Annotated in this window: 14 protein-coding genes and 1 tRNA gene; 7 read left to right on the top strand and 8 right to left on the bottom strand. The window is 70.2% G+C overall.

Going from position 1 to position 14,742, the window contains the following annotated elements:
* Positions 1-241: 241 nt before the first annotated feature.
* From thrB to lysA, 4 genes are all read right to left on the bottom strand, one after another.
* Positions 242-1,147 (bottom strand): homoserine kinase, encoded by a 906-nt coding sequence (gene thrB, locus AC6CCG_RS25335; RefSeq protein ID WP_496657535.1) that lies wholly within the window; start codon positions 1,145-1,147, stop codon positions 242-244.
* A 4-nt stretch (positions 1,148-1,151) separates the two neighbouring features.
* Positions 1,152-2,237, bottom strand: coding sequence for a threonine synthase (gene thrC, locus AC6CCG_RS25330; protein ID WP_496657534.1), 1,086 nt, complete (start codon positions 2,235-2,237; stop codon positions 1,152-1,154).
* Positions 2,237-3,553 (bottom strand): homoserine dehydrogenase, encoded by a 1,317-nt coding sequence (locus AC6CCG_RS25325; protein ID WP_496657533.1) that lies wholly within the window; start codon positions 3,551-3,553, stop codon positions 2,237-2,239. The genes thrC and AC6CCG_RS25325 overlap by 1 nt, the downstream gene beginning before the upstream one ends.
* Before the next feature lie 116 nt (positions 3,554-3,669).
* A complete protein-coding gene (lysA, locus tag AC6CCG_RS25320) occupies positions 3,670-5,070 on the bottom strand; it encodes a diaminopimelate decarboxylase (protein WP_496657532.1) in 1,401 nt (466 codons plus the stop codon).
* Between the two features lie 163 nt (positions 5,071-5,233).
* On the opposite strand from lysA, the gene AC6CCG_RS25315 reads away from it, so the two are divergent.
* The 4 genes from AC6CCG_RS25315 to AC6CCG_RS25300 all read left to right on the top strand — a co-directional run bounded on the left by AC6CCG_RS25315 (position 5,234) and on the right by AC6CCG_RS25300 (position 6,666).
* Positions 5,234-5,308 (top strand) — tRNA-Arg (locus AC6CCG_RS25315).
* Between the two features lie 115 nt (positions 5,309-5,423).
* Positions 5,424-5,651 (top strand): AbrB/MazE/SpoVT family DNA-binding domain-containing protein, encoded by a 228-nt coding sequence (locus tag AC6CCG_RS25310; RefSeq protein WP_496657531.1) that lies wholly within the window; start codon positions 5,424-5,426, stop codon positions 5,649-5,651.
* Positions 5,641-6,063, top strand: coding sequence for a type II toxin-antitoxin system VapC family toxin (locus AC6CCG_RS25305; RefSeq protein WP_496657530.1), 423 nt, complete (start codon positions 5,641-5,643; stop codon positions 6,061-6,063). Before AC6CCG_RS25310 ends, AC6CCG_RS25305 begins: the two co-directional genes overlap by 11 nt.
* 105 nt (positions 6,064-6,168) lie before the next feature.
* Positions 6,169-6,666 carry a DinB family protein gene (locus tag AC6CCG_RS25300; protein WP_496657529.1) on the top strand — a complete coding sequence of 166 codons (498 nt, stop codon included), beginning with the start codon at positions 6,169-6,171 and terminating at the stop codon, positions 6,664-6,666.
* Positions 6,667-6,668: 2 nt separating this feature from the next.
* Here AC6CCG_RS25300 and AC6CCG_RS25295 read toward each other — a convergent pair whose 3' ends face one another.
* The gene (locus tag AC6CCG_RS25295) at positions 6,669-7,766 is read right to left on the bottom strand and encodes a Gfo/Idh/MocA family protein (RefSeq protein WP_496657528.1); all 1,098 of its coding nucleotides are present in this window, start codon (positions 7,764-7,766) and stop codon (positions 6,669-6,671) included.
* A gap of 55 nt (positions 7,767-7,821) precedes the next feature.
* Positions 7,822-8,805 (bottom strand): TetR/AcrR family transcriptional regulator, encoded by a 984-nt coding sequence (locus AC6CCG_RS25290; RefSeq protein WP_496657527.1) that lies wholly within the window; start codon positions 8,803-8,805, stop codon positions 7,822-7,824.
* 91 nt (positions 8,806-8,896) lie between these two features.
* Between AC6CCG_RS25290 and AC6CCG_RS25285 the strand changes: the two genes are divergently transcribed.
* Both AC6CCG_RS25285 and AC6CCG_RS25280 read left to right on the top strand, forming a co-directional pair.
* Positions 8,897-9,796 carry an ATP-binding cassette domain-containing protein gene (locus AC6CCG_RS25285; protein ID WP_496657526.1) on the top strand — a complete coding sequence of 300 codons (900 nt, stop codon included), beginning with the start codon at positions 8,897-8,899 and terminating at the stop codon, positions 9,794-9,796.
* Entirely contained in the window at positions 9,793-10,584 is a 792-nt protein-coding gene (locus AC6CCG_RS25280) for an ABC transporter permease (RefSeq protein ID WP_496657525.1), read from the top strand. The genes AC6CCG_RS25285 and AC6CCG_RS25280 overlap by 4 nt, the downstream gene beginning before the upstream one ends.
* Before the next feature lie 67 nt (positions 10,585-10,651).
* Here the strand turns inward: AC6CCG_RS25280 and AC6CCG_RS25275 are convergent, their stop codons facing one another.
* Positions 10,652-11,887: a phosphodiester glycosidase family protein gene (locus AC6CCG_RS25275; RefSeq protein ID WP_496657524.1), complete on the bottom strand. Its 1,236-nt coding sequence runs from the start codon at positions 11,885-11,887 to the stop codon at positions 10,652-10,654.
* A gap of 154 nt (positions 11,888-12,041) precedes the next feature.
* Here AC6CCG_RS25275 and AC6CCG_RS25270 point away from each other — a divergent pair, with 154 nt between their 5' ends.
* Positions 12,042-13,313, top strand: a complete 1,272-nt coding sequence (locus tag AC6CCG_RS25270; protein WP_496657523.1) for a glycosyltransferase 87 family protein — start codon at positions 12,042-12,044, stop codon at positions 13,311-13,313.
* Here AC6CCG_RS25270 and ngcE read toward each other — a convergent pair.
* Positions 13,297-14,739, bottom strand: a complete 1,443-nt coding sequence (ngcE, locus tag AC6CCG_RS25265; RefSeq protein WP_496657522.1) for an N-acetylglucosamine/diacetylchitobiose ABC transporter substrate-binding protein — start codon at positions 14,737-14,739, stop codon at positions 13,297-13,299. The genes AC6CCG_RS25270 and ngcE overlap by 17 nt on opposite strands.
* Positions 14,740-14,742 lie beyond the last annotated feature (3 nt).

Here is a 14,742-nt window from a genome sequence, read left to right as displayed (position 1 = left end):
GCCAAGGCTGTGGACGCGGGCTTCATCAGTTGGGTCATCGACAGCGATCAGGTCGGCCGAAACATTCTCTGCTTGGGCATCGACCTCTGGGTGATCGCCGTAGCGCCAGACCCGGGGGCGCTGCCGGGGAAAAGACCCGCAAGCCAAACCGCGTGCTCTCTTCACCGTCGGCACAATCAGGCTAGCACCATCAGGCCGGAAAGGGTGATTTTCCGCGGTCCGACACCGAAAGTCGTGTTCGTCACACCGCGGCTGGCCGTGGGTCGACGCGGGCTCCGGAGCCGATCGCCAGGGTCCTCCGCCGGAAGCCCGGACGGTCCGGCAGACCGGCCAGGGACGACGCCCGGCCGAGCACCAGGACGGACGGTCCGGCACCACTGACCACGGCCGCAAATCCCTTGTTTCGCAGGGATTCCAGCAGTTCGTACGACTCCGGCATGGCGGTCCTGCGATAGCTCTGGTGGAGCCGGTCCTCGGTCGCCGGCAGCAGCAGCTCCGGGGTCCGGGACAGGGCCTCGACGAGCAGCGCCGCCCGGCCCGCGTTCGCCGCCGCGTCGCCGTGCGGCACCTGGGCCGGCAGGAGTCCGCGCGCCTCGCTGGTCGGTACCGACGTGTCGGGCAGGTAGACGACCGCACCGAGCTCGGGGTGTACGGGCACCTGCACGGCGCCCACCCGGTCCGGCTGCGGATAGGCGATCACCAGCCCGCCCAGCAGCGCCGCCGCGACGTTGTCGGCGTGGCCCTCGATCTCGTCGGCCAGGCCGAGCAGCCGCTCCGGCTCCGGGGCCTCGCCGGCGAGCACGGTACCGGCGAGCAGGCCGGCGACGATCGCGGCCGCCGACGAGCCGAGGCCGCGACCGTGCGGAATGACGTTGTCGGCGGTCAGCGCCAGGCCGGGCACCTCCCGGCCGAGATCGGCCAGGGCCGCGACCGCGGACCGCAGGATCAGGTGCGAACCGTCCTTCGGCACCGCCGCGGCGCCCTCACCGGTCACCTCGGCGGTGAACCCGGTCTCGGTCACCCGCAGCGTCGCCGCCTGGCGCAGGTCGAAGGCGAGCCCGAGATGGTCGAAGCCGGGCCCGAGGTTCGCACTGGTCGCCGGCGCGGAGACGGTGACCGTGCGGCCCACCACCAGGTCCGACGGCACGGGGTCAGTCCAGCCCGCAGGCGGCGGCGATCGCCCCGAGCTCGGCCGGCAGGACGGGGTCGCCGCCGATCTCGTGGCCGGACAGCGCGGTGTCGATGTCCTTGAGCCCGTGACCGGTCACGGTGACGACGTAGCGCAGGCCGGGCTCCAGCTCGCCGCGCTCCGCCTTCGCGAGCAGGCCGGCCACGCCCGCCGCGGAGGCCGGCTCGACGAACACGCCCTCCCGGGCGGCCAGGAACTGCTGGGCGGCCAGGATCTGCTCGTCCGGTACGGCCTCGAACAGCCCGCCGGACTCGGCCCGCGCAGCCAGCGCGAGCTCGGTCGACGCCGGGTTGCCGACCCGGATCGCGGTGGCCCGGGTCTCCGGCTTGAGCACCGGGTGGCCGAGCACCAGCGGCGCGGCGCCGGCGGCCTGGAAGCCCCACATCCGGGGCTTCCGGGTGGTCCGGCCGGCATCGGCGTACTCCACGTAGCCGCGCCAGTAAGCGGGCAGGTTGCCGCCGTTCCCGACCGGCATCGCGTGCACGTCCGGCGCGTCGCCGAGCAGGTCGACGATCTCGAACGCGGCGGTCTTCTGACCCTCCAGCCGGATCCGGTTGACCGAGTTGACCAGCGACACCGGGTAGTGCTCGGCGAGCTCGCGGGCCAGCTTCAGGCAGCTGTCGAAGTTGCCGTCCAGCTGCACCACCTTGGCACCGTGGACGACGGCCTGGGCCAGCTTGCCGGCGGCGATCCGGCCGGCCGGCAGCAGCACGATCGGCAGCAGTCCCGCCTTCGCGGCGTACGCGGCGGCCGAGGCGGAGGTGTTGCCGGTGGAGGCGCAGACCACCGCTTCGGCGCCCTCGTGGGCGGCGGCGGTGACGGCGACCGTCATCCCGCGGTCCTTGAAGGAACCGGTCGGATTGGCTCCCTCGACCTTGAGCCAGACCTCGCCGCCGAGTCGGTCGGCCAGGTTCTCCGCCGCGACCAGCGGCGTGTTGCCCTCGCCGAGTGTGATCACCTTCGCGGCGGGATCGATCGGCAGCCACTCGCGGTAGCGCGCGATGATCCCCGAGGCTGTCGCCTGCACCTTGTCAGCAGACACCGTCATCACTCACCCTCGACTCTCATCACGCTGGTCACCTCGACCACGACGTCCAACTCCCGCAACGATTCCACAGTGGCACTCAAGGCCGCATCCGGCGCCGGGTGGGTGACGATCACCAGCTGGGCGTCGGCGCCCCGCCCCTGCTGCCGTACGGTCTGGATGGAGACGCCGTGATCGGCGAAACAGTTGGCGATCGTGGCCAGCACGCCCGCGACGTCGGTCACCTCGAGCGACAGGTGATAGCGGGTGATCACCGTGTCGATCGTCGAGATCGGCCGGGCCGCATAGCTCGACTCCCCCGGCCCGGCCGCGCCGCGGAGCCGGTTCCGGGCGACCGTCACGACGTCCCCCAGCACCGCGCTCGCGGTCGGCGCGCCGCCCGCGCCCGGCCCGTAGAACATCAGCCGGCCGGCCGAGGTCGACTCGACGAAGACCGCGTTGTACGCGCCGCCGACCGAGGCCAGCGGGTGGTTGCGCGGGATCATCGCCGGGTGGGTCCGGACCGAGACGGACCGCTCGCCGTCCGGGCCCGGCGCCGTCAACTGGCAGATCGCGACCGCCTTGACCACGCAGCCCATGGCCTTGGCCGAGGCGATGTCGGTCGAGGTGACCTCGGTGATCCCCTCCCGGTACACGTCGGCGCTGGTGACCCGGGTGTGGAAGGCCAGGCTGGACAGGATCGCGGCCTTGGCGGCGGCGTCGAAGCCTTCGATGTCCGCGGTCGGGTCCGGCTCGGCGTACCCGAGGTCCTGGGCCTCGGCCAGCGTCTCGGCGAAGCCGGCACCGCTGGTGTCCATCTTGTCCAGGATGAAGTTCGTGGTGCCGTTGACGATGCCGATCACCGCGGTGATCTCGTCGCCCACCAGCGATTCCCGCAGCGGCCGGATGATCGGGATCGCCCCGGCCACCGCCGCTTCGAAGTAGAGGTCGACGCCGGCCTCCTCCGCCGCGGCGAACAGGGTCGAGCCGTCCTGGGCGAGCAGGGCCTTGTTGGCGGTGACCACCGAGGCGCCGTTCTTCAGCGCGGTCAGGATCAGGTTCCGCGCCGGTTCGATCCCGCCGATCACCTCGATCACCAGGTCGGCACCGGAACTGACCAGCTTCTCGGCGTCCGTGGTGAGCAGCGCCGGGTCGATCCCCGGACGCTCCCGGCCGGCCCGCCGGACCGCGATGCCGATCAACTCCAGCGGCCGGCCGATCCTGGCCCGCAGGTCATCGGCCGAGTCGGTGAGCAGGCGTACCACCTCGGTGCCGACGGTGCCACAACCCAGCACGGCGACCTTCAGCGGCGTGGTGGTCTGCGTCTCGGCTGTGCTCATCGATACCTCGTGAACTCTGATGGGCCTGAATTCTGGTGGTTGTCGCGGACCGTCCGACGCGGTGCGGCCGCGGCCGGTCCTGGCGGTTCATTCTGTCCTACCTGGACCGCTGCGGCTCACCCGACGTCGAGCCGCAGCAGGTCCTCGATCGTCTCCCGCCGGACCAGCGTGGACAGCCGGCCGTCCCGGACCCCGATCACCGGCGGCCGCGGCACGTGGTTGTAGTTGCTGGCCATCGACCGGCTGTACGCACCGGCCGCCGGCACCGCGATCAGGTCGCCCGGCCGGATGTCGGCGGGCAGGAATTCGTCCCGGACCAGGATGTCGCCGCCCTCGCAGTGCAGGCCGACGACCCGGGCCAGCACCGGGTCGGCGTCGGACCTCCGAGAGGCCAGCGTGGCCGAGTAGTCGGCGCCGTAGAGGGCGGTCCTGATGTTGTCGCTCATGCCGCCGTCGACCGAGACGTACAGCCGGGTGTGGCCGCCGTCCAGCTCCACCGGCTTGACCGTGCCGACGCGGTAGAGCGCGAAGGTGGTCGGGCCGCTGATCGCCCGGCCGGGCTCGATCGACAGGTGCGGCACGGTCGCCCCGAGCGCCTCGCACTCGGAGCTGATGATCTTGGTCATGGCGTCCGCGAGCTGAGCCGGTGTGGCCGGCGAATCCTCAGACGTGTAAGCGATTCCGAAGCCGCCACCAAGATCGAGTTCGGGAAGTTCGACACCGATGATCTTGGCCGCCTCGGCCCGCAGCCGGAGGGTACGGCGAGCCGCCACCTCGAACCCGTCCGGCTCGAAGATCTGCGACCCGATGTGGGAGTGGATGCCGATCAACTCGAACCGCGGATGATCATGACATGCATGCAGCGCCCGCAGGGCGGCACCGCCGGCGATCGAGAAGCCGAACTTCTGATCTTCGTGCGCGGTGGCGATGTATTCGTGGGTGTGCGCCTCGACGCCGGTGGTCACCCGGACCATCACCCGGGGCCGTGCGTCCAGCTGCTCGGCCAGCTCGCCGAGCCGGGCGATCTCGTCGAAGGAGTCGACGATGATCCGGCCCACCCCGGCCTCGATCGCGGCCCGGAGCTCGACGACGCTCTTGTTGTTGCCGTGCAGGCCGATCCGGCCCGGGTCCACCCCCGCCCGCAGCGCCACGGCCAGTTCGCCGCCGGTGCAGACGTCGACGCCGAGCCCTTCCTCGGCGACCCAGCGGGCGACCGCCGTACAGAGGAAGGACTTGCCGGCGTAGTAGACGTCCCAGCCGTCGAACGCCGTCCGGAAGGCCGTGGCCCGGGCCCGCAGGTCGTCCTCGTCCAGCAGGTACGCGGGCGTACCGACCTCGTCCGCGATCTCCGTGACCGGGCGGCCGGTGATCGTCAGGACGCCCTCCTCGTCCTTGGCCACGTGCCGGCTCCAGAGGCCGGGCAGCAGCGCGTTGACGTCCTCGGGTACGTCCAGCCAGCGCGGGTGCGGCCCGGCGGCGTCGGCGTGGATCGCGCCGGCGATATGCGACGCCATCATCGGTGGGACCCGGAGCGGGACGGTCCGGAAGGGCACGAGATCACGGCGGAACTCTGCCAGAACCGGTCCGCCGATGCCCCGCCTTTTCACGTCGTGGACCGACCCGCCGGAGCCGAGTGCGCATCCGCGCGCGATCACTGATACATTTCTCTTCGGCCATCCGGCCCCCGTAGCTCAGGGGATAGAGCACCGCCCTCCGGAGGCGGGTGCGCAGGTTCGAATCCTGCCGGGGGCGCCAGCACCACACCTGTTCAGGTGTGAGGCAGCGCCGAATTCACCGTCAGTCACCTACTGCCGCTTCGGCGTGCTCAGCGCGTATCATGTAATACAAGTGATACGTGTCAGGAGGCCTGATGAAGCTCAACAGCAAGGGACAGGTCACCATCCCGGCAGAACTCCGCGCCAAGCACGGATTCGCCGAGGGCGACGAGGTCGACGTGGTCGAGGACGGCAACTCCCTGCGGATCGTCCACCGAGATCCGGGCCGGAGCCGCGGATCCCGAACCGTCCGTCGGATGCGCGGCCGGGCGACCACCAACCTGAGCACCGACGAGTTGATGGAACTGTTGCGTGGCGAATGAGCGCGGCCGGACGACCCTGGTCGATTCGAATGTGCTGCTCGACATCCTGACCGACGACCCGACCTGGTCCGAGTGGTCGGGCAACGAACTCGCCAACGCTCTCGACGGTGGCACGGTGATCATCAATCCCCTGATCTACGCCGAGGTGTCGGTCGGGTTCGAACGGATCGAGGAGATCGACGAAGCGCTGCCCGAGACGATCTTCCGCCGGGAAGCGCTGCCCTATTCCGCCGGATTCCTTGCCGGCAAGGCGTTTCTGACCTACCGGCGTCGCCGCGGCTCCAAGTCCACGCCGCTGCCCGACTTCTACATCGGCGCCCACGCGGCCGTCGCCGACCACCGCCTGCTGACCAGGGACACCCGCCGGTACCGGACCTACTTCCCGACGGTCGACCTGATCGCCCCCGCGTAGTCGGCGACCGCGCCTCTCGTTGCCGATTCTGCAAACGGCCGTGCCCGATCGGTCGCTCGCGGCGAGACTGGCGGCAGCACCGTCCGGTCGTCGAAGGAGTTCATCGTGCCCGCCGCCACCCGCCGCGCCCGTCGCCGGGACACGCCGCCTCCCCGTACCGGAAGCAGTGAGGCCGAGGTGCTGCGCGGGTTCCTCGACTACCTCCGGACCTCGATCGCGGCGAAGGTCGACGGCGCTCCCGAACCCGAGGTGCGGACCGCCCTGGTCCCGTCCGGCACGAACCTGCTCGGCCTGCTCAACCACCTGACCTTCGTCGAGCGGGCCACCCTGCTCGGCGCCAAGATCACCGACTGGCCGGCGACCTTCCGCGCCGCACCCGACGACAGCGTCGCCGACGTGGTCGCCCGGTACCGCGAGACGGTCGCCCGGGCCAACGAGGTGCTGGACGACCACAGCGATCTCGCCGCGACCCTGCCCCGGCCGGGAAGCCAGCGCGGCCCGAGCGTGCGCTGGGCGCTCACCCATCTGATCGAGGAGACCGGCCGGCACGCGGGCCATGCGGACATCCTGCGCGAGTTGATCGACGGCAGCACCGGCCGCTGAACTCAGGAGGTCAGCGGCAGGTCCACGGTCCGCCCCGGCGGGGTCAGCCGGTAGGCGTCGAACAGGTGCATGATCGCCAGCGACTCGTCCAGGGTGCCCTTGGTGGGCGGGGTCCCGACCAGCACGCTGTCGCAGAAGTGCCGCACCTCCGGCACGTAGCCGAGGTAGAACAGGTTCTTGTTGTAGAGCTGGCCGAGCGAGAACTCGGGCTGCCAGACCAGCGGCGCCACCTCGTCGTCGACGACGTAGCTCGGGTTGCGGCCGTAGCCGAGCCGGGCGCCCGGCCGGTAGTAGGTCAGCCGAACCCCGTTGTCGATCACCAGATTGGCGTCCCGGCCGACCACCTCGACCCGTTCCAGCGGACTGGTCGCCGCAGCCCCGGAGGCCAGGTGCAGCGAGCCGACCGCTCCGGACTCGAACCGCAGCATCGCCACCGAGCCGCCCGCGGGCTCCCGCTCGTAGCCGAACCTGGTGATCTTGCCGCCGAGATAGCCGAGCACCGCACCGGGATGGTAGATGTGATCGAGGAACCCGATCAGCTCCCGCGGGTCTCGCTTGCGTTCCTCGTCGGGCAGCCCCTGCGGATACCGTACGGTGATCGACGCGACCGGCCCGAACTCGTCGGACTCGATGATCGACTTCGCCTTCTCCATCGCCGGCGTGAAGATCTTCTTCAGCCCGGTCATCACGAACCGACCGGCCGATTCGGCGGCCGCCTTCAGTTCCAGCACCTCGACCGCCGAGGCCGCGGTCGGCTTCTCCATCCAGACGTGGCTGCCGGCAGCCAGGCACTCCAGGGCCAGGTCGGTCGCCTGCACCCGCCCGTCCTCGTCGTAGCTGGTCACGATGAAGACGGCGTCCGGCCGCTCCTGCTCCAGCATCTTGCGATGATCATCGTAGGACTGCGCCGCGCCGAACGTCCGCGCGTACGCCGCCGCCCGGTCCGGGGCCCGGTCGCAGACCGCGACCAGGTCGACCGGTGCGTACTGGAAGGTCGGATAGACGTTGCGGTACGAGTGCCCGCCGGCGCCGATGAACGCACATCGGACCCGCTGCTCGTACTCGAACTGATAGGTGATCTCTGCACTCCCCTGGGCCATGACACCAGTCTGACAGCGATGATCACCGCTCTGGGAAGTTCGACTAGGACAGTTCTCAGGCCGGTTTGATCTTGGCGGCCCGTTCGACGGCCTTCGCGATCGCCTCGCGCTCCCGCTGGACCGCCTCGCGCACCTTGAGGTCGGCGTCGCGCCGCTTCGCCTCGGCCTCGCGGCGTTTCGCCGCCGCAGCCCGGACCGCCTTGTCGCGGCGCACCTCGTCGCGGGCGAACTCGCCGATCTCGGGTGGCTCCGGAGCGGCCGGCGCGTCCGGCGCCATCCGGTCCCCGACCCGTTCCAGGTAGCGCTCGAACCCGTCCAGCAGCCGGTCCAGACCGAACCGGAAGTCGGCGTCCTCGAGCTGGGACTCGGAGGTGCCGAAGTATTCGCCGGTCACCACCATCGGATAGAGGTCCGGGAAACGATCAGCCGTGACCAACTCCCGGAGCGCCCCGGCCTGTGCCTCGGCGGCCCAGGCGTCCCGGGCCAGGTCGATCTGTTCGTCGGCGACCTCCTGCTCCAGCTCGCAGAAGCTGCGCACGTACATGCTGACGACCATGATCAACGCGATCTTCTCCGGCAGCTCCAGCCGGGCCGGCCGGAGCGCGCGCAGACCAAGATCGACAACCGCCATGTTGTTCGGCGTCATCAGCAGCGATGGGGTGCGGTTGATCTCCAGCAGCCAGGTGTGATCGCGGTAGCAGCCGCGCAGCAGCGCCGCCCAGTCCCACATGTTCGCGCGCCAGTCGTCACCCCAACCGTCCTCCGGGTACGAGATCTCGCTGGCCGCATCGGCCATCAGGACCAGCAGGTCGTCCTTGCTGGTGACGTAGCGGTAGAGCGACATCGTCGTGAACCCCAGCGACGACGCGACCCGGCTCATCGTCACGGCTCCGAGTCCTTCGGCGTCGGCGATGCCCATCGCGGCCTCGACGATCAGCTCGTGGCTCAACTCCCGCTTCGGGCCGCGCTGCGGATTGGCCGCGATCCCCCAGGCCATCGCCACGGCACGCGGCAGTTCCTGCTCCACCGGGTCGCTCATCGGGCCAGGATAGTGCCCCGCGACAGTTCTGTGTGTAGCGCATACTGTTTACGTGATACGCTGCGTATCCAATACACAGTTAGGAGCCGCGATGACACCCGCCGTCGAGATCTCCGGTCTCGCGAAGTCGTACGGGAAGACCACGGTCCTCGCCGGGATCGACCTCAGCGTCCCGACCGGGACGATCTTCGCCCTGCTCGGCCCGAACGGCGCCGGCAAGACGACCTTGATCAACATCCTCAGCACCCTGATCCCGCCGGACCGCGGCCGGGCGACGATCCTCGGCCACGACGTCGTCGCCGAGGCCGACCTGGTCCGCCGTTCGATCAGCCTGACCGGGCAGTACGCCGCGGTCGACGAGTTCCTCACCGGCACCGAGAACCTGCAGCTGATGGGCCGGCTGTCCGGGCTCGGTCCGGCGGACGCCCGCCGCCGCAGTGCCGAGCTGCTGGCCGACTTCGATCTCGTCGATGCCGGCAGCCGCCGGGTGAAGACCTACTCCGGCGGCATGCGCCGGCGGCTGGACCTGGCCATCAGCTTGATCGTCACGCCGCCGGTGCTGTTCCTCGACGAGCCGACCACCGGCCTGGACACCCGCAGCCGGCAGGCGCTCTGGCAGGCCATCCGCGGTCTGCTCGCGGCCGGGACGACGATCTTCCTGACCACGCAGTACCTCGAGGAGGCCGATCAGCTGGCCGACCGGATCGCGGTGATCAACAACGGCCAGGTGGTCGCCCAGGGATCGGCCGCCGAGTTGAAGGCCCAGGTCGGCACCGAGTTGGTCGAGCTGCGCGACACCGCCGGCCGGCTGCTCGCCGAGCACCAGACCGACGGCACGATCGACGGCCTGCAGTCGGTCCTGGCCGGGCTGGACCGCTCGGCGTACCCGGACGCCCAGATCACCCTCCGCAAACCCACCATGGACGACGTGTTCCTGGCCCTCACCGGGGACGCGACGGCCGACCAGAACCGACGGGAGCTCGTCCGATGACCACCCTGACCGTACCGGCGCCGCGCGCGGTGCCCTCCCCGCTGACGACGAACCTGGCCTTCATCGGCCGCAGCGTGAAGCACTCGCTGCGCGAGGTGGACGCCCTGCTGATGGCGATCGCCCTGCCGGTGATGTTGATGTTGGTCTTCACGTACGTCTTCGGCGGCGCGATCGAGACCGGCGGCGACTACATCAACTACGTGGTGCCGGGGATCATCCTGACCTGCGCCGGCTTCGGGGCCAGCAGTACCGCGGTCAGCGTGAACACCGACATGACCGAGGGCATCATCAACCGGTTCCGGACCATGCCGCTGCGCGCCTCCGCGGTGATCACCGGCCACGCGATCGCCAGCCTGCTGCGCAATCTGGTGGCGACCGGGGTCGTCTTCGTCGTCGGTCTGCTGATCGGCTTCCGGCCCGCCGCCGGCCCGCTCGGCTGGCTCGCCGCCTTCGGCATGATCGCCCTCTACATCCTCGCGATCACCTGGATCTTCGCCGTCCTCGGCCTGCTCGCCCGCAGCTCCGGCGCCGCCAGCGGCTACGGCTTCGGCCTGCTCTTCCTGCCGTACGTCTCCAGCGCGTTCGTCCCGGTCGAGACGATGCCGGCCTGGCTCCGCGCGTTCGCCGAGCACCAGCCGCTGACCCCGATCAACGAGACCATCCGCGGCCTGCTGATGGACACCCCGCTGGGCACGCAGCCGTGGTGGGCCCTCGGTTGGTGCCTGGCCATCCTGATCGCCGGCTACCTCTGGGGCCGCTGGCTCTTCCCCCGCCGCCTCGCCCACTGAAAATGCCGCCGACCGGTCACCAAAGCAGCGGTTCTGCCTGCTTTTGTGACCGGTCGGCGGATCTTGGTCAGGGGGTGTAGACGAGGGCGTCGCCGACCTTGCGCTCGGCGCTGCCGGAGGGCTTGTTGATCAAGCCGCCCTTGGCGACCATGGTGGACGAGCCGCCGCCGTCGAGGTTGATCGCGTCGCGGAGGCCGAGGGACTTCGCGACGGCCGCGGTCTCCGGCAGGGTGGTGCCGACGCTGGTGGTCTGCCGGCCGTCGATCACGCCGATCACCAACTCGCCGGTCGGCTTGGTGCCGATGAAGGTGCGCGGGTTGCGGGCGAAGAAGCTGTTGTCGATCGGCGGCAGGACGTTCTCGCCGTCGCGGAGCAACTGGTAGCGGCCGTTGACTGCCTGGCTGTCCCGGCCGAGCCTGACCTCGCGGCCGGCCTGGTCGCGCAGGGTGCTCTCGATCTCGACACAGCCCTTCAGCCGGCGCACGGCGACGACGTCGGAACCGGTGCCCTGCAGGGACCGTTCGCCCTTGGCCAGGGCGGTGCCGCGCTGGTCGGCCCGGCGCTTCACGCAGCCGCGCGAATCCAGGACGACCTCAGTGCCGGGTCCGGCGGGCGTGGCGGCCGCGAACTCGGGCGTGAACAGCACGGTGTCGCCATCGGTCGGACAGGCCGCCTGGTCGGTCATCGTCTCGCAGCCGGCGGGCAGCACCGGCGGATGGTTGATGAACTCCAGGCCGACCCGCAGATCACGGCCCTGGACGTGGCCGGACCAACTGAACGGCCCGTACGACGGGCGCAAGCCGTCCCGGTCGAACAGCACCGAGACCTCGGCCGGGTCGGTGGTCGGCTCGCTGAGCAGGCGGCCGTCGTAGACGCCCAGGCCGACCGGGTCGCCCGGATATTGCTGCGAGGCGGTGAAGGTGAAGAAGCTCGCGTTCACCCCGGCCAGCGCACCGGCGTCGGCCGTCAACTGCGACGTGGTCTCGACCCCGGCCAGGTCCGGGCCCTTGACGGCGCGGATCCCGCCGGTGGCCTTGCGCGGATCGATGGTGAGCACGAAGACGCGCCACGGACCCCTGGTCGTGGTCAGGATCTCGGCCGGATCGGCCGGCTGGTCGCCGCGGACGATCGTGGTGAGCGTGACGCCCGGCGCGAGCGTGGAGGTCGACCGGGTCTCCGGCAGATCGGCGTCGCCGAGCGGCAGCGCCGGTGGGCGGGCGGTGGCCGGAACGGCGGCCAGCGCCAGAGTGAGGAGGGTCCCCCCGAGCAGGGCTGTCATGGTGGAAAAGCGACCCTTGATCATGACTTGACGTTGACATTTGCCAGCGAACGGCCGGCCCACCTTCCCGTGACCACACCGCGAAGATCCGGTGACGCGTCGGAGCCCCTGGTAGATTCGCCGCCGTCCGTACCGCCGTCGGCGGGTCCGTTCTCGAGCCAGCAGGAGTCCCCACGCCGTGCCCGAACCAGCACCCGCAACCCGGCCGGCCCCGCGGCACCTGATCGACCGCCTCCCGTCGATCGGACTGGCGGCGTTCTGGCTGGGCAGCCGGCTCCTGGTGCTCGGGGTCTGGCTGAGCGCCGAGTACATCGCCACCGGCGACGTCGGCTACTACTTCGGCAAGATCGCCAACCTGGGCCGGGTCGGGCTGGACCAGACCTTCCTGGAATACCCGACGCCGGTGACCTGGATCCTCTCGATCCCCTACCTGCTCTCCGGCGGCGACCAGTCCGGCTACATCGCCGGGTACGTCGGCTTCATGATCATCATCGACGCGGCGTTCACCATCGCGCTCTGGCGGGCGGGTGGCGACCGGCCCGGCCGGGCGGTCTACTTCTGGTTGATCTTCATCGTCTGCGTCGGCCCGCTGGCGTACCTGCGGTTCGACCTGATCCCGGCCGTCCTGGCCGGCGGCGCGCTGCTGGCGCTGCGCCGGGTGCCCGCGCTGAGCGGCGTGCTGACCGGGATCGGCGCCGCGATCAAGCTCTGGCCGGCGCTGCTGATCGCGGCCCTCGCCGCGCCGAAGGCGGGCCGTCGGCCGGCTCTGATCGGCTTCGCCGCGGCCGGGTTCGGGCTCGCCCTGATCAGCCTGATCGCGGGTGGCTGGCAGCGGCTGATCTCACCGCTGGCCTGGCAGTCCGGCCGCGGCCTGCAGATCGAGTCCGTCTGGGCCACGCCGCTGATGCTGGCGCGGATCGGCGACCCGACGACGTGGGTCATCGACATGTCGCCGTACCAGGCCTTCGAGGTGTACGGACCCGGCAACGAGATCATGGTCGTGATCAGCAACCTGGCCACCGTGGCCGGTCTCGCGGTGATCGTGGCCCTGTGTGTCCGCGCCTACCGCGCCTCCGAACCGAGCCTCCTCGGCATCGGCCTGCTGCTCACCGCCATCGTCGCGCTGATGATCATCACCAACAAGACGTTCAGCCCGCAGTACCTGCTCTGGCTCGGCGGCCCGGTGGCCGCGCTGGGCGTGCTCCACCGCGGCGACCGGTCCCTGCTGAACCGACTGGGCATCTCCGTGCTGGTGCTCGCCGTGCTGACCCATCTGATCTACCCGGTGCTGTACTACCAGGGCCTGCTGGACCCGCAGGTGTCCTCCGGCCTGATCGCCGGCACGGTCGTCCTGGCGGTCCGGAACGTGGCGATCCTGGCCTTCACCGTGGCGGTCTGCCGCCAGGCCTGGATCGCCCTCGCTCCCGCTCCGGTCAGGCCTCCCGGGTGAACTTCTTGATCTTCGGGTCCTGAGCCACCTCGTCGGCCGCCTTCTGCATCGCGGCGCAGTACTGATCGGGCGTCGACCGGCCGTTGATCAGGTTCGCCATCTCGCGCTTGCGGGCGTCGTTCATCGGCGCGTACCAGCCGGCGAAGTTGAGGCTGAAGATGTTCTCGCCGGCCGCCTTGGTCGCCTCGGCCACCGACTTCAGCGCGGTGGTCGGGTTGGTCAGGTTCTCCGGCGCGGTCTTGGTCGCGATCAGCGACCCGGTCAGCTCGGCGAACTTGGCCCCGGCCTCCTTGCTCAGCATCAGCCGCAGGTACTGCATGCCGCCGAGCTTGTTCTTGGCGTTCTCGGCGACGATGAACGGCTCACCCGGACCGCCGTTCAACGATTCGTACGGCAGCTTGTCGCTCGCGGTCAGCGACGGCACCGGCTGCACCACCATGTCGAAGCCGGGCTTGACCTGCTTGCGCATCTCGTTCTCCAGCCACGAGCCGCACGGGATGATCGCGGCCCGGCCCTGCAGCCACTGCGCCTGCGAGGTCGTGTGGTCGAGGCCCTCGGAGCCCTCCATGATGTAGCCCTCGTCGTGCAGCTGCCGGACCGCCTTCGCCGCCGCCAGCACCGACTCGTTGTCGAACGCGTTCGGCCGCAGGTTGTCGATGTTGAGCATGATGTCGATCCCGCCGTGCTTGATCGCCATCGTGTCGAGGATCGTGTCCATGTACTGCGTGTGCACGCCGGTGTGGATGAACGGGGCCAGCCCGGTGGACTTGATCTTGTCGCAGAGCGCCAGGAAGTCGTCCCAGGTCTTGGCCGGTTCCCAGCCCTTCTCCGCGAACAGCGGTCCGCTGTACCAGAACCCCCACATCGCGAAGACGTACGGCAGCTGGCGCATCACGCCGTCGTAGGAGCCGGAGACGATCGCCGCCGGCATCAGCAGGTCGCGGATCTTCGTGTTCGGGTCGTCCACCGACGGCGCATCCAGCAGCGGCGTCAGGTCGGCCAGCTGGTTGTCCGCCACCAGCGTCGCGGTCGGCATCGCGTCGGCGCCGGAGTTGTCGATCACCTCCGGCGGGGTGCCGCCGGCGAACCGGGACTGCAGCGTGCTGGCGATCTTGACCGTCGACGACATCTTGCCGACCTCGCCGCCGGCCCAGGTGTTGTAGAGCGCGACGTGCTCCTTGCCGTACTGGTCTCCGTACCCGCCGTTGAAGATCACCACCTCCAGCGGTGCCTTCTTGTCCGCGCCGAGCGGGTTGTCCGCGGTCTGCTCGCCCGCCGACGAGGAGGACCCGGGCGTGGGCGCGCCGCCGCTGGCCACACACGCGCTCAGGCCGCCGGTGCCGGCGAGTGCCGCTCCCGCCGCGGCGGTCTTGATCAACGACCGCCGGGTGATCGGCGGGATCTGCTTGTCGAACTCCGGAGCCATGAA

Source organism: Microlunatus sp. YIM B11417 (assembly GCF_059617205.1).
This window is presented reverse-complemented; position numbering and strand designations above follow the sequence as displayed.

Coding starts and splice junctions, on each gene's coding strand:
- thrC (WP_496657534.1), bottom strand. CDS start 2,237: ATGACGGTGTCTGCTGACAAGGTGCAGGCGACAGCCTCGGGGATCATC.
- AC6CCG_RS25325 (WP_496657533.1), bottom strand. CDS start 3,553: ATGAGCACAGCCGAGACGCAGACCACCACGCCGCTGAAGGTCGCCGTG.
- lysA (WP_496657532.1), bottom strand. CDS start 5,070: ATGATGGCGTCGCATATCGCCGGCGCGATCCACGCCGACGCCGCCGGG.
- AC6CCG_RS25310 (WP_496657531.1), top strand. CDS start 5,424: ATGAAGCTCAACAGCAAGGGACAGGTCACCATCCCGGCAGAACTCCGC.
- AC6CCG_RS25295 (WP_496657528.1), bottom strand. CDS start 7,766: ATGGCCCAGGGGAGTGCAGAGATCACCTATCAGTTCGAGTACGAGCAG.
- AC6CCG_RS25290 (WP_496657527.1), bottom strand. CDS start 8,805: ATGAGCGACCCGGTGGAGCAGGAACTGCCGCGTGCCGTGGCGATGGCC.
- AC6CCG_RS25285 (WP_496657526.1), top strand. CDS start 8,897: ATGACACCCGCCGTCGAGATCTCCGGTCTCGCGAAGTCGTACGGGAAG.
- AC6CCG_RS25280 (WP_496657525.1), top strand. CDS start 9,793: ATGACCACCCTGACCGTACCGGCGCCGCGCGCGGTGCCCTCCCCGCTG.
- AC6CCG_RS25275 (WP_496657524.1), bottom strand. CDS start 11,887: ATGATCAAGGGTCGCTTTTCCACCATGACAGCCCTGCTCGGGGGGACC.
- ngcE (WP_496657522.1), bottom strand. CDS start 14,739: ATGGCTCCGGAGTTCGACAAGCAGATCCCGCCGATCACCCGGCGGTCG.